At 51.0% G+C, this 14,761-nt stretch carries 13 protein-coding genes; 2 read left to right on the plus strand and 11 right to left on the minus strand.

Annotated features, from left to right (window positions below; all coding sequences use genetic code 11):
• Positions 1–45: 45 nt before the first annotated feature.
• From R50912_RS18595 to R50912_RS18640, 10 genes are all read right to left on the minus strand, one after another.
• Complete coding sequence (locus tag R50912_RS18595) at positions 46–588, minus strand: cysteine hydrolase family protein (protein ID WP_042237001.1); 543 nt, start codon at positions 586–588, stop codon at positions 46–48.
• Positions 589–636: 48 nt separating this feature from the next.
• A complete protein-coding gene (locus R50912_RS18600; RefSeq protein ID WP_042237003.1) occupies positions 637–1,407 on the minus strand; it encodes an NUDIX domain-containing protein in 771 nt (256 codons plus the stop codon).
• Positions 1,408–1,543: 136 nt separating this feature from the next.
• Positions 1,544–1,960 carry a YlbF/YmcA family competence regulator gene (locus R50912_RS18605; protein ID WP_442950525.1) on the minus strand — a complete coding sequence of 139 codons (417 nt, stop codon included), beginning with the start codon at positions 1,958–1,960 and terminating at the stop codon, positions 1,544–1,546.
• A gap of 60 nt (positions 1,961–2,020) precedes the next feature.
• A complete protein-coding gene (miaB, locus tag R50912_RS18610; protein WP_042237005.1) occupies positions 2,021–3,604 on the minus strand; it encodes a tRNA (N6-isopentenyl adenosine(37)-C2)-methylthiotransferase MiaB in 1,584 nt (527 codons plus the stop codon).
• A 268-nt stretch (positions 3,605–3,872) separates the two neighbouring features.
• Positions 3,873–4,256, minus strand: a complete 384-nt coding sequence (locus R50912_RS18615) for a cytidine/deoxycytidylate deaminase family protein (protein WP_052416487.1) — start codon at positions 4,254–4,256, stop codon at positions 3,873–3,875.
• A 603-nt stretch (positions 4,257–4,859) separates the two neighbouring features.
• On the minus strand, positions 4,860–5,954 hold the full coding sequence (locus tag R50912_RS18620) for an NADH:flavin oxidoreductase (RefSeq protein ID WP_042237006.1): 1,095 nt from the start codon (positions 5,952–5,954) through the stop codon (positions 4,860–4,862).
• A 98-nt stretch (positions 5,955–6,052) separates the two neighbouring features.
• On the minus strand, positions 6,053–6,898 hold the full coding sequence (rhaD, locus tag R50912_RS18625) for a rhamnulose-1-phosphate aldolase (RefSeq protein WP_042237007.1): 846 nt from the start codon (positions 6,896–6,898) through the stop codon (positions 6,053–6,055).
• 101 nt (positions 6,899–6,999) lie between these two features.
• Positions 7,000–8,256, minus strand: a complete 1,257-nt coding sequence (rhaA, locus tag R50912_RS18630) for an L-rhamnose isomerase (protein WP_042237009.1) — start codon at positions 8,254–8,256, stop codon at positions 7,000–7,002.
• Positions 8,257–8,276: 20 nt separating this feature from the next.
• Positions 8,277–9,752, minus strand: coding sequence for a rhamnulokinase (rhaB, locus tag R50912_RS18635; RefSeq protein WP_042237011.1), 1,476 nt, complete (start codon positions 9,750–9,752; stop codon positions 8,277–8,279).
• Between the two features lie 29 nt (positions 9,753–9,781).
• Positions 9,782–10,933, minus strand: coding sequence for an iron-containing alcohol dehydrogenase (locus R50912_RS18640; protein ID WP_042237012.1), 1,152 nt, complete (start codon positions 10,931–10,933; stop codon positions 9,782–9,784).
• A gap of 468 nt (positions 10,934–11,401) precedes the next feature.
• Between R50912_RS18640 and R50912_RS18645 the strand changes: the two genes are divergently transcribed.
• Together R50912_RS18645 and R50912_RS18650 are read left to right on the plus strand one after the other, a co-directional pair.
• The gene (locus R50912_RS18645; protein ID WP_042237014.1) at positions 11,402–12,157 is read left to right on the plus strand and encodes a DeoR/GlpR family DNA-binding transcription regulator; all 756 of its coding nucleotides are present in this window, start codon (positions 11,402–11,404) and stop codon (positions 12,155–12,157) included.
• Between the two features lie 216 nt (positions 12,158–12,373).
• Entirely contained in the window at positions 12,374–13,429 is a 1,056-nt protein-coding gene (locus tag R50912_RS18650; RefSeq protein ID WP_042237016.1) for an ankyrin repeat domain-containing protein, read from the plus strand.
• A 20-nt stretch (positions 13,430–13,449) separates the two neighbouring features.
• Here R50912_RS18650 and R50912_RS18655 read toward each other — a convergent pair whose 3' ends face one another.
• Positions 13,450–14,739, minus strand: a complete 1,290-nt coding sequence (locus tag R50912_RS18655) for an L-cysteine desulfidase family protein (protein WP_042237018.1) — start codon at positions 14,737–14,739, stop codon at positions 13,450–13,452.
• Positions 14,740–14,761: the final 22 nt, after the last annotated feature.

The following is a 14,761-nucleotide window of genomic DNA, read 5'->3' on the forward strand; positions in this document are numbered from 1 at the left end:
TCCTTACAGCTTTTGATATTATCTTCGTTCAATTATATTATTTATCTATGTGATAGCGACTACCTTCGCTCCGAGACTGCCCCGGAAATGTCCCAGTGCCCAAGTATGCCCGTCCGGGTTGAAGCTGGCTACCGCATCCTCGTGTACAATAATGCTGAATCCCAGATTATACGCATCCACTGCCGTATGCAGCACACAGATATCCGTACATACTCCGATCAGGTGCAGCTCGGTAATGCCGCGTTCACGCAGCTTCAGCGCGAGATCCGTGCCGCTAAAAGCGCTGTACCGGGTTTTGTCCATCCAGTAGATGGCTTCACGGTTCGCTTCGTACACGGCCTTCAGGTTGCCGTAGAGCTCACGTCCTTGACTGCCCCGCAGATTATGCGGCGGAAATAATTTACTCTCCGGATGATATGGATCATCTGCTTCATGCAAGTCTACAGCCATCACAACATAATCCCCGCTCTGCACGAACTGTTCCGTGAGCTGGCTGACCCGTGGCGCAATCTCGATACCGGGCTGCCCTACCGGCAGACTTCCGTCAATGAAATCATTGGTGAAATCAATTACGATTAGTGCTCTCATTAGTTGATAGCCTCCTCAAAGGGTTGTGAGCATAAGCTTCCCAGCAGATTAGGTATAAATCGATAATAAAGGTTCATGGTCCGTGAACATATAGAGCTGTGCCGGACGCTGGGAGTATTGATTGGAGCTGAGCGGATTGCCCGCTTCATCACTTACTTCCTTTAATATACCCTGCCGGCTGCGTGTTGACGTAATTTTACGGATAAAATTCGGTTCCTTGAATTCAGGCACGACCGTCTGGATCACCTGATACAGCTCACTTAGCGTGAAATGGCGCGGCAGAAACTGCCGTGCAATCGTAGTCTGCAGCATTTGCTGCTGAATCCGCAGATAAGCGTCGGTAATAATATCATGGTGGTCAAAAGCCAGCTCCAGCTTCTCCAGCGCTTCCTGCAGGGTGAACAGGCCAACCTCCCCTGCATCATCAGAGGCCTGACGCTGCTCCAGCATCCACTCCTCGACCAGTGCAAAAAACGCATGGCTGATGATCCAGCCCCGCGGATCGCGCCCCGGCTTGCTGTAGACACCGAGATATTCCAAATGGCCGCCGTCTACGCCGGTCTCTTCCTTCAGCTCACGCGTAGCCGCATCATAGATCGATTCATCTTCCTGGCAAAAACCGCCCGGCAAAGCCCACATACCTGCATAGGGCCATTTCTTGCGCCGGATCAGCATAACTTTCAACTCCCGCAGCGGGAGTGTCTTCGTGACCGTCTTCCGTTCGCGTTTGGTCAGCGTAAACATGACAATATCCGCCGGAACGCCGTCCGGAGTGCGGTATTTTTTGGAGTTATAGGTTTGTTCCACGTTCTCGCTCACTTTAGATCATCCTTTGCCGCAGCTATATTTGCTGTTCGTATCTTTTAATGTACCAAACCTGTCCTCTTAAAATCAACCGCAGTTCGCGCTATATATGAAAAAGGGACGGATTCTCATCCGCCCCGGGGGTATTCAATTAGTCACCGCAAGTGGATGGAGGCGCTTCTGTGCCTGCTTCCACATTGATTTTGTCCGAGACGGTATCCCTGATAACGGAGATAACCAGCTGCAGCAGATAGTTAATGTCGCTCTGGCTCTGCTGGAACTCGTTCACGACCGGAATACTGTCTATTTCATCCTGCAGCACTTCAATTTCCTGTTCAATCTTGGCGACCATCGCCTGATTCTTGAAGCTCTCAAAGGCCACAATCTCCTTCTGCTTCTTCTTAATGGTAGCAATCAAACCCTGTACACGATCGTGATTCAGAATTTTCTGCTCGGCCTGCTGGAAATGCCGGACCTCTTCACTGGTGGAGATGAGTGTAGCCAGCTCCTTCGCTTTGCCCATAATATCCTCTCTTACGATTAAATCACGGGTGTTGTGGGTCTGCATGCCGTATTCATTCAAACGCGCTTCTTCCTGGCTCAATCTTCTCGCCCCATTTCTCTATAATTAGAGGACTGCTGCAGCTTCCGCCAGATAGTCCCCTTTGATGTACCATGTCTTCGTACTGGTAATTCTCACCTGCACCATTGTGCCGATCAGTGACGGCGGGCCTTCGAAATGCACCAGCTTGCTGTCACGGGTACGTCCAGCGAGTACGTTGATGTTGTTCTTGCTGTCGCCTTCCACCAGTACCTCGACCAGCTTGCCGAGCATCCGTTCATTGCCCTGCCGGCTCTGTTCTTTGATCAGATCGTTCAGACGCTGCAGGCGCGCGCTTTTGACTTCCGCCGGAACGTTATCTTCCATAGCAGCAGCCGGAGTACCTTCGCGCGGAGAATAAATGAAGGTATATGCCATATCATACCCTACTTCGCGCACCAGCGACAGTGTCTCCTCGAACTGCTCTTCGGTTTCACCCGGGAAACCGACAATAATATCGGTAGTCAGCACCGCGTCTGGCACGCCTGCTTTGATCTTGCGGACCAGCTCCAAATATGCTTCACGGGTATACTTGCGGCTCATCTGCTTCAGGACGGCTGTACTTCCCGACTGGACCGGCAGATGGATATGTTCCACCAGATTTCCGCCCTTGCCAAGCACTTGAATCAATTTATCGTCAAAATCACGGGGATGCGACGTCATGAAGCGGATACGCGGAATATCGATCCCCCGCATGTCGTCCATCAGGTCCCCGAATGTATAGTCAATGTCGGTAAAATCCTTCCCGTAGGCGTTTACATTCTGCCCCAGCAGCGTAACTTCCTTGAAGCCCTGACGGGCCAGCTCCCGCACTTCGGCAATGACATCTTCAGGACGCCGGCTGCGCTCCTTACCCCGGGTGAACGGCACAATGCAGTATGTGCAGAACTTGTCACAGCCGTACATAATATTCACCCAGGCGCGCAAACCTTCTCTTTTCTTCGGCAGATTCTCAATAATGTCGCCTTCCTTGGACCAGACCTCGATCACAAGCTCCCTGCTGAACACCGCTTCCTTAATCAGCTCCGGCAGCCGGTGGATATTATGCGTACCAAAAATCATATCCACGAAGCCATAACGGTTCATGATCCGGTTAACTACGCCTTCTTCCTGGGACATGCAGCCGCAGATCCCGAGCAGCAGCCCCGGCTTCTCCAGCTTGAGCGATTTGAGATGACCCAGCTCTCCGAACACCTTATCTTCCGCATTCTCGCGGATTGCACATGTATTTAATAGAATAAGATCAGCATCTCTGCGGTCATCAGCCGGCCGGTAACCCAGTTGCTCCAGCATACCTTTCATCGTTTCGGTATCATGTTCATTCATTTGGCAGCCGTAGGTGGTGATATGATAGGTTTTGCCTTGGCCGAAATCCTCCATCTCCGGCGGAATCTCGAAATGGTAGAGCACCTCGATCTCTTCCTTGCCGCGGCGCTTGCCTTCCCTGTAGTCGGGCTGGCTGTTTATCTGAACGTTTCTTCCTTTTATGCGATAGGTGGTCTTGCCCTCTTGCTCACTTATCACTTTAGCATCGGTAAAATCAAAATACTTGGAGTAATCCTTGCCCTTGGTGGAGTTGAAGTCCGCTGAGTTCCGGTTCTCCTTCGTCATCAGATTTACACTTCCTTTATAAGTAATTCATGAATTCAGATACACCCGCAATCAATTCAAAATTATATCACAGATAAGGATAATCTAACCATCTAATCCATTGATCCGATTCAGCCTTTAGTACAACAATTCCGGATTTGGGCCGGTAGGATGAGGAAAATGTTGTATTTTGGGCAGGAATATATAAACAGTTACCGGAGCTCTGCGAAAAAATTTCCTGAATGACAAAAAAGCCCCGACAAGGCAGAGCTTTTCGTGAATTTTACGTTTAATGATACGGTATCAGCTCTTGGATGCTGTACTTCTCCACTCCATTTCCTGTTTGCACCAGAACCTGAATATTCGGAGCATAACGTACCAGCATCTCCCGGCAATTGCCGCATGGAGGAAGCAGAATTCCTCCTTCGCTTTGCGCTCTGGTAGCAACGATAGTCTCGAATTCCCGTTCTCCTGCTGTAATCGCCGCGCCGATAGCAATAAACTCCGCACATGAGCCATGAATCGAGTACAAATTAACTCCTGCATAAACTTTGCCATTCGCGCAGCGTACTGCTGCACCTACCGTGTGACGCTCGTTCACTTCATCGAAGTTGCGGTCTATTACCTTAATGGCTTCCTGGATCAGTTCCAGATCTCTCTGCTCAACTTGCATTGTATTAGTCTCCTTATGTATCAATTCCACTAGCTTCCTTATAATACTAAATATTCTTTATATTTCATTGAAGAATATCACTGCATCATTCCATTCTATCCACAGCAATAAACCCGGCCCAAGCTTATGGTTCGGGACTTATTCATTAAACTCTGCTTGCCATAACCGGGCTCAGCACGGTCCGACACTTAATTTTTCTTACACATACAGGGACCGTACTCCAATAAGGCTGTAGTCCAAGATAGGAACATCGAATTCCTCGGTTGTATTTCGGCCGTCTATTTTTGACTGTTACCGATTGAGTCGGGCGGGTGCCTGTGCTGTTTACCACATTGTTCTCGCTAGGTCCCGTCGATAGAATCGCCATCTCTCACTCTCCTTCTTCTGAATTTACAAAGGTCCTCCTTATAGCAATATTCTAGAGAAAGGTAAGGATGCTCGGACAATGGCATTATTTCAGGAAATTGGACAGTAGTATGCTGTAATGGGGCTGATCTGCGCAAAAAACACCCGATGTGGATGGACATTAGCGGATAAACACGAGGTTTGCCGCAATTCCCAATTCACCGGGTGCTCTGGCTCAAACTATGTGAATTAGTATTCTTAGTATAATGTCTTGGTTGCGTCAGAGGTGAAATGAATGATCTCACCAATTCTGCCAGCCTGCACTTTAGCAGCCCACGCCGGATCGCTGATCAGGGCTCTGCCTACCGCAACAAGATCGAACTCTGCCTTGTCCAGCCGCTCCAGCAGAAGGTCAATATTATCCTCCTGATTCTTCTCGGTTACCGGGCTGGGAAAGGCACTGTCGAGTCCCACAGAGCCTACTGTGATTGTCGGTTTGCCGGTAATCTTCTTCGTCCAGCCTGCCAGATTAAGATCTGACCCTTCGAACTCCGGCTGCCAGAAACGCCGGGTGGAGCAGTGGAAGATATCCACACCCGCATTGCTGAGTGGTGTCAGGAAGCGCGCCAGGTCTTCAGGCGTCTCCACAAGTCTGGCGTCATAATGGCCACCCTTCCACTGCGAGAAGCGGAGCACAATCGGGAAGTCCGGTCCTACCGCACGGCGGCAGGCATCGATCACTTCAACCGCGAAGGTTGTCCGTGCCTCAAGATCACCGCCATATTCATCGGTACGGTGGTTGGTCTTCTCCCAGAAGAACTGGTCGATCAGATAACCGTGGGCCCCGTGTAATTCAATGCCGTCGAAGCCAATGGCCTTGGCATCTTTGGCGGCCTTGGCAAAGGCGCTGACAATCCCCTGAATTTCATTCTTGGTCATCGGCTCGGTAACTTGCTCTCCGGCCAGATTAAGCCCTGAAGGACCGATAGGAAGCGCTGAAGCATTCGGCAATTCACCGATGCTACGGGCCATGCCGACATGCCACAGCTGCGGAATAATTTTGCCTCCGGCAGCATGCACTTCCTTGACTACCTGCGCCCATCCCTCCAGAGAGGCTTCGCCGTGGATATTCGGAATATCCGGATGGCTGACCGCCGCCGGATGATCGATAGCTGTTCCTTCAGTAATGATCAGACCGACGCCGCCTTCCGCCCGGCGGCGGTAATAAGCCGCTACCTCCGGACTAGCCACGCCTCCTGGAGACTGAACCCGTGTCATCGGTGCCATTACCACACGGTTGGTCAGGGACAGGCCCCCTCCCTCAAAGGGTTCAAACAATTTATTGGTATTCATGATCGGCCTCCATTTCATAATATAATTACTTTAAGTAAGCATATTATGACTGTTCTCAGCGGCAAATGCAAATGAGTGCCGGGATGATCCTAATTAACCTACAGGTCCAGAACGCCGGCCTTCGGAGTTACCCGGAATGCTGCGGCCAGATCGGCCAGCTGTTGATCCGTGATTTTCTGTTTGATTTCACGTCCGCCGATCAGATTGTAGACAATTGCCGCTTTTTCAATGGTTTCTACCAGACCGAAGGTAGCATCCATGGTAGCACCCGTAACAAAGATACCATGCTGTGGCCAAATCACTACACGATAGTCTTTCATTTTATCCGCTGTAGCCCGTCCAATATCACTGCTTCCCGGAACCATCCAAGGAATGACGCTGACGCCATCCGGGAAGACAACCAGACATTCTGTGCACATTTCCCACAGGGTCTTGGTGAACTTCAGTTCATCCAGATCATGGGTGAAGGTCATGGCAATCACATTCGTTGCATGGGTATGCAGCACGATGCGGTGCGAAGGATCTACCTTCAGCCGTTCAATATGGCTCATGAAGTGGGAAGCAAGCTCACTGGTCGGTACCGCTCCGTTACGCAAGCCCCAGAGCACTTCTACACTCTCACCGCTGCCGCTGACACGCAGCACGCCAAGGTTCGCTTCCGGGTCTTTGATGACGTTGCGGAAGTATTTACCGGAGCCGGTTACGATGAAGGTTTTGCCGGCCAGCTCGGTCACAGGGAAGGTAAGGGCGATTGTACGCAGCGGCTCGCGGATGTTAATATACTTGGCTACTTCTTCTTCATCCAGCAGATAGCTGACGTTGCCTCCATTCAGCTCATCCCAGCCCAGCGACCACATGTGGTGGGTGATCTCCGACATTTCCTGGATAAACGGCGCTTCAACATCGGCGATATAACCTTTAGATTCTACTACTGAAGTACTCATATGTTATCTCTCCTCTATATGCTCGTATAAGTGCGTAGATACATTCAATTACGCTATATCAAATGACGCTGTGTCTATGATTCAACAGGACAAAATCCCATTTATCTTGCAGCCAGTACTTCCTGCTCGTAGCTCTTCACTTCAACCAGCCATTGCTCACGGACCGGAGTGCCCTGTGATGCGCAGTAGTAATCCCAAACTGCGCCGAACGGATAGGACTTGAATTCTTCTACCAGCGCGAGGCGTGAAGTATAGTCTCCTGCCAGTTCAATGGCGCGAAGCTCCTCAACCGGCTCCAGCATAGCGCGAAGCAGCGCCTTAATGGTGTTGCGAGTTCCAATAACCCAAGCCGCGAGATGATTGATGCTGCCGTCGAAGAAATCAAGGCCGATGTTCGTGCGCGGCAGCAAATCTCCGCGAACCAGTTCACGGGCAATTTCCAGCAGCTCATCGTCCATGGTGACAACATGATCGCTGTCCCAGCGGACCGGTCTGCTGACATGCAGCAGCAGCTGTTCTGAGAACATCAGGATCGAGCTGAGTTTATTGGAGATGACTTCGGTCGGATGGAAATGTCCGGCATCGAGGCAGATCGCCTTGCCGCGGGTTAGGCCATAACCCATGTAGAATTCATGTGATCCGACAACATAGCTCTCAGAACCGATACCGAACAGCTTGCTCTCAAGTGCATCAATATTGTACTGCGGATCAATTTCCTCACTGAAAATTTCATCCAGGGATTCCTTAAGACGCACACGCGGTGCCAGGCGGTCAATCGGAGTATCCTTGTAGCCGTCCGGTACCCAGAAATTCGTTACACAAGGCTGTCCCAGCTCGCGGCCGAAATGCTCGGCGATGCGGCGGGAAGCCTTGCAGTGTTTAATCCAGAAATTGCGGATTTCGTCATTGGCATGACTCAGGGTGAAGCCGTCAGCAGCCTTCGGATGCGAGAAACAGGTTGGATTGAAATCCAGTCCCAGCCCCTGCTCTTTCGCCCACTCTACCCAGCTTGCGAAGTGGCGCGGTTCCAGCTCATCCAGATCGACCTGTTCGTCAGTATCAGCATAGATTGCATGCAGATTGACTTTATGTTTACCCGGAATCAGCGACAGGGCTTTCTCCAAATCCTTGCGCAGCTCAGCCGGTGTGCCGGCACGTCCGGGATAGCTGCCAGTCACAGCAATCCCGCCGCTGAGCTCTTTGTCTTTGAACAGGAACCCTTGAACATCATCGCCTTGCCAGCAATGAACGGAAATTTTGATCTTCGCAAGCTTCTCCAGCACCTCATCTACGTTAATTCCATGGGCTGCGTATAATTTCTTCGCTTCGTTATAGCCACTGGTGATGCTCTGATCCATGCTGTTGCCTCCTAATAGTTCTATATATTCTCAATCGTACTTGCCGCAGAATGGAGCTTATTCCAGCGGGCCAGTAGCTGATTCAGCCGGGGAACCGGCCGCGGCAGATACGACTTGATTGCAAAGGAAGTGCCGATGACGTCCCGGGCTTCATGGATGTCGGCCATTCGGCCCGCCTTGATCATCTGCACGGCCAGATTGCCCAGTGCCGTTGATTCCGTCGGACCTGCCAGTACCTCTCTGCCGATCATATCGGCGGTCAGCTGACACAGCAGTTCATTATTGGCGCCGCCGCCGACGATCTGCAGAACTTCAATCCCTTGGCCCGTGAGGTCTTCAAGCTCGGCCAGATAGCTCCGATAGGATAGAGCCAGACTGTCAAATATACAACGGGCTAGTTCACCCGGCGTCTCTGGAACAGGCTGGCCGCTCTCCGCGCAGGCCTGGCGAATCTCTTCTATCATATGGTCCGGATTCAGGAAACGCGGATGATTGCATGGAATCAGGCTGCGGAAGCCTTCGCTGCCTCCGGCCATTGAGGCCAGCTCGGCGAAGCTGTATCTTGCCCCATCCAGTCTCCGTACTTCCTGGATCAGCCAAAGGCCCATAATGTTCTTAAGGAAACGGTAAGTGCCGTAAGCTCCCCACTCGTTCGTATAATTGGCTGCCAGAGCTTTGCTGTCATTAATCGGGTGATCCAGCTCCAACCCGAGCAGAGACCAGGTGCCGCTGCTGATGTAAGCTGAGGATCTCCCTTGCTGCGCAGGCACACCGAGCACGGCAGAAGCCGTGTCATGTGTGGCGGCACAGATTAGGCGGCACTGCGGCAGATCATGCTGGTGCATCAGCTCCGCCGTGATGAAGCCGAGATCTTCTCCCGGCTCCGTAAGCAGTGCGAACTGCTCTCTGCGGAGATGCAGTAAGGACAGCAATTCCGGATCGAAATCACGGGTAGCAAGGTTCAGCAGCTGCATCGTGGAGGCATTGGTCACCTCGTTGATCTTGCGGCCGCTGAGTCTATAGTAGAGATAATCCGGAACCATCAGAATCTGATCTGCTGCTTCCAGCTCTTCCCGGTCATGCGCATACAGCTGATACAGCGTATTGAAGCTAAGCTGCTGAATCCCTGTCTTGGCGTAAACCTTCTCAGGCGAGAGCAGCTTGCTGACTTTCTCCATAACCCCATCAGTGCGGCGGTCACGGTAAGCATAGACTTCCTGCATCCGCTTGCCTTCCGCATCCAGCAGCACATAATCTACTGCCCATGTATCAATACCCAGTGTACATTCGTTAATTCCTGCGCTTTTTGCTTGATGAAGACCGCTGATAATTTCATTAAACAAATAATCAATGTCCCAGAAGCAGGAGCCCTCCTGCTCAGTGAATCCATTGCTGAAACGGTGAAGCTCCTCCAGCTTGAGACTCCCGTCCACGAGGGTTCCGAGTACAAGCCGCCCGCTGGAGGCGCCGATATCGACGGCGATATGATTGTTCATAGGGAATCTCCTTATCTATAGAAGGTAAATTACAGAATTTTGCGGAACAAGGCAATAACTTCTTCTTTGGTAGGAATGAAAGGGTTGCCCGGTGCGCAGGCATCCTTCATCGCATTCTCAGCCAGCAGATCCAAATCCACTTCATCTACACCCAGCTCGGACAGTTTGGCCGGAATACCAACTTCCTTGGACAGGGCTTTGATCGATTCGATGACGAAATCCGCGCATTCCTTGTCGTTCTTGCCTTCGACCTGCAATCCGATCGCTTTGGCAATCGCTCTGAATTTCTCAGGCACATATTTGGCATTCTCTTCTTCCACATGTGGCAGCAGCATCGCATTACAGACGCCATGCGGAAGGTCATACACGCCACCGAGCTGATGTGCCATGGCATGCACATAACCAAGTCCGGCATTGTTGAAGGCCAGGCCTCCCAGGAAGATCGCATACACCATCTGCTCACGTGCTTCGATATCATGTCCGTTTGTTACGGTACGGGCCAGGTTTCCAAATATCAGTTCAACAGCCGCCAGTGCAGTAGCGTCAGTTACAGGGTAAGCGCCTGGTGTAACCAGTGCTTCAATTGCATGCGTCAGTGCATCCATACCTGTAGCCGCGGTAAGTGCAGCAGGCTTGTCGATCATCAGTTCAGGATCATTCACCGAAATGGTGGCGATACTGTTCTTGTCGACCATTACCATCTTGATCTTGCGTTCTTCATCTGTAATTACATAGTTAATTGTAACTTCACTTGAGGTTCCTGCAGTAGTGTTCACGGCTACGATAGGCAGGGATTTGTTCTTGGACTTGTGAACGCCTTCATAATCAGCAATATATCCGCCGTTGGTTGCTACAATCCCGATCGCTTTAGCAGTATCCTGCGGCGATCCTCCGCCGATAGAGATCAGATAGTCGCATTGATGATCATTCAGGAAATCAACGCCGTCATGGACATTTTTGCAGGTTGGGTTCGGCTTCACTTCATCATATACGACATAGTTAATCCCTGCTTCATCCAGGACAGCCAGCAGTTTGCCGGCGATCCCGCTCTTCGTCAGGAACTTATCCGTAACCACGAGCGCTTTCTTCAAATTCAGTTCTTGAATATAGGGAGCGATTTCCTTCAGACAGCCCTTACCCATAATGTTGATGGACGGAACATAATAGACATGAGTACTCATTGCTTGACCAGCCTCCCAGGCAAATTAGTATAGAACGATTACAGTAAGCTAAGTATCTCCACTGATAGTAGGAAGTACATTCTGGCTGCGGCGCCTCAGGCTGGTCACTGAGGTTAAGCAGCAGACCGGCTGCGGCGCTTCCGTTGGGAACCGGCATACGCTTTCAAAGAGATTATTAGCATCCTCATCGTATCGCCAATAATCTGTGTTGTCAACAAATTAAATATTAATTATGTTGTTTTCATTTGTTTAATGTCTGTTTTGCAAAGAACATAATATAATACATGTTGTTTTTCTTATATTCATTGTACAACACAGAAATAACGGTCTATATTTAAATATAAGAATCTATCTGTTTCACACGATAACTTATCCTTATAGTATTTCTTGCTGAAACGTTACCGTCCCTAAAAAGGACGGCCAAGCCGTTTCCACTTGAAGCTATAAGCTACCGGAAAGGTGATACGTATGCTTGCTGCCGAAAGACGCAAAAAAATAATAGATCTTGTTCATCAGGATAAACGTGTGCTTGTGTCCGATTTGAGCCGGATGTTCGAGGTCACAGAGGAAACGATACGCAGAGATCTGGAGAAGCTGGAGAAGGACGGAATTGTCAGCCGCACCTACGGCGGAGCGATGCTAAACAGACATACCAATGAAGATCTGCCGTTCCTGACCCGGGGGGCGCTCAATACGGATATCAAACGCAATATCGCGATTAAAGCTCTCAATCTGATTAACGACGGGGATACGCTTATGGTAGATCCCAGTTCTACCTCGTTTGAATTCCTTAAGCTGCTGGGCAATAAAAGCAATCTGACAATCATCACGAATTCGATCAACATTCTGCATGAATTCGCGAGTTCCAGCCTGAACATTATTTCCACCGGGGGTTCGCTGCGCCACCGCTCCCTGTCGCTGGTCGGCCCTGTAGCCCACGATACCACCCAGCGCTATAATGTGGACATCGCTGTGATCAGCTGTAAAGGCATTGATATGGAGCACGGAGTTACCGATTCCAATGAACCGGAATGCGAAACGAAGAAATACATGCTGCGCCAGGCGGAAAAGGTAGTGCTGCTGGCCGACCATACCAAGTTTGACAAAACCGCCTTCGCCAAGCTGGTCGAGCTGAGCCGGATCGATGTGCTGATTACGGACCGCAAACCTTCGGATGCATGGCTTAAGCTGCTGTCCGGGAAGAATGTGGAAGTGTTATATTAAGTAGACCTGACGCAGGAATCAACAGGCCAGTCCCCTATATAAGTGTATAAAAGCAAAAGGCAAACCCTCTCTTCCCGGATTCGGGATCAGAAGCTTTGCCTTTTTGCATACTCTCCATTCCATTGCAGTCTATTCCTGACTCTATTGGAATTCACTTCCCCTATATGATAAACTTGCAGAAATTATCTGCTATTCATAAAGGAGCGGAAAAATGCTATGGGGAAAAAGAAGCAAGCCTTACCCGCCGATTTTGGCGAGCGGGTCAAAACGAGTGATATCGCAGCGCTCAAGGCCATCTTTGAGGAGTGCGAATGGGATGCCCGCGGGGGTTACAGCAAAGGAACCGCGCTCAGCTTCCGGCAGATCCCGGATGAGCTGGTCCGCTGGCTTGTAGAGCAGGGTGCCGACATCAACGCCCGGGACAAATATGAGCACACTCCGCTGCACTCCCAGGCTGCAACCTGGTCCGGAAATATCCCGTTACTCCTGGAATTAGGCGCGGACCCCGATGCCCTGGATTATCAGAATGAGACACCGCTGCACGCAGCGGCAGGTTATTACCGTACCCGGGCCATACAGGACCTGGTCGCCCATGGTGCAAACATCCATGCGGAGAATAAACGGAAACAAACACCGCTCGCTAAGGGATTATCCCAATGCCGGAATATCGATATAGCTAACATGGTGGAAATCTCGAAAATCCTGCTGGATGCAGGAGCAGCAATCACGCCGGAGATGAAAGATTCCGTGCGGCGGATCGGCAAGGATCTGGAATTTGTCAGAGCCAGCCACAGTAATGATGAGCTGGATCAAAAAGCATCCGCACTGCTGGAGCTGTACCGGCTATTCGATGTCGAGCCTGTTGCGAAACAGGTGAAGCACGATGGAACCTCCCCCATCAAGGCTGCCACAGCGGCATGGTCCGCTCAGCATCAGGAGCTCTGGGATTACCTTGTCCCTGCTTCAGGGCACGCGCAAACTGTACAGGGAGAGGTTATCCGTATTACCGGACGGGTCTCTCATGAAATCCTGGATAACGGCGGAGGCAACTGGGATGACAATTACCGTAAAATGCTGGATGCCCTTATCCGGCACCTGGGCACAGGTACACCGTTATCTCCCGCCCTTCTCCAGGAGGCAGCTTCATTAACCAATAGTCTGCGCAAAGGCTCCGGCTACGATGAACCGGCAAGATTAAGCGAACTGGCAGTGCAGTGGGTACTGGCCAATCCTCAGCCTGTCTCAATGGAACAACCGGATTATACCCGTTAAGTCTAATATATACGGACGTATTACGATACCGCTCCTTTGGAGAGCATGATGTTCAGGATGGCCTGGTCGGTTGCCGCAAGCCCTTCCTGAACCAGTGTCTCCATATTCTTAATTGTATCTTCAACCTTCTCAAAGATTACCCCGTCATTCAGACTGGCTGAAATGTCGTTCATCGCCAGTGTTGCGGATTGGATTGCCGCATTCGTGGCGGTTGAGATTTTGAGCGCGCAGGTCGGTTTCGCACCATCGCAGATCATTCCGGAAGTAGAAGCAATAGTGTTCTGGATGGAGCGCTTGATCTGATCCAGCGTGCCGCCCATCAGGTAGACAATACCGCTCCCTGCCCCTACTCCCCCGGCAATTCCCGATCCGCACAGCGGGGAAAGACGGCCGATATAATGCTTGACGTGAATGGTAATCAGATTGCTGAGCGCCATCGCTCTTGCCAGTGTCTCCTCATCTTTGCCAAGGAGATCAGCAAGGGCAATTACCGGCATCGTGCAGGCAATGCCCTGATTTCCGCTTCCCGCAGTGGTCATGACAGGCATGGCGCTGCCGTCCATCCGCGCATCGGATGCCGCTGCCGTGGCGGCAATAATCCGGTTCGCCACATCCCCCCCGAACAAATTCACCGCCGATTGCTGGCTCATCTTCCTGCCCACCTGCAGGCCATACTCCCCGCGCAGCCCCTCATCCGAAATCGCTTTATTCATCCGCGCTCCTTCCAGCAGAAACCGCAGCTCAGTGAAATCCGCAGTCTGGATGAATTCATATATTTCTTCCAATGAAACCGAATATACCTCCGGGTCCAGCATGTCTGACTCCTCGCAATCCGCCTTGTCCTTCCCCGGCTCCAGCTTAACGCCGTCTTTGGACAGGAATACTACATTCGTATGCTCTTTAGATACAATTGCAGTCGCTGTATGATTCAAGCTGCTCACCCTGGCTTCAATATACAATTTCTCAGGGGTATCCTTCAGTTCCACATTCAGCAGCTTCTGCCCGATCATCGCATTAGCCTTCGCCAGCTCTTCGGGAGTAAGTCCGGATAGAATCTCCAGCTTGCGATGAGAACGGCGGATCACTGCGCCCAAGGCTGCTGCTATCGGCAGACCGGTCTGCCCGGTGCCCGGAATCCCTACACCCATCGCATTCTTCACAATATTCCCGCTGAGGAACAGCTGAATCGAAGTAATCTCTCCCTCAACCTGTTCAGCCGCCAAAGAGACTGCATAGGCAACCGCAATCGGCTCAGTGCAGCCTTCTGCCGGAACAATTTCTTTGATCAATACTTCCAGTAGGTTAACCATACGCGAATCACCATTCCTCTAT

This window comes from Paenibacillus sp. FSL R5-0912 (assembly GCF_000758605.1).
Classification (GTDB): Bacteria; Bacillota; Bacilli; order Paenibacillales; family Paenibacillaceae; genus Paenibacillus_AQ.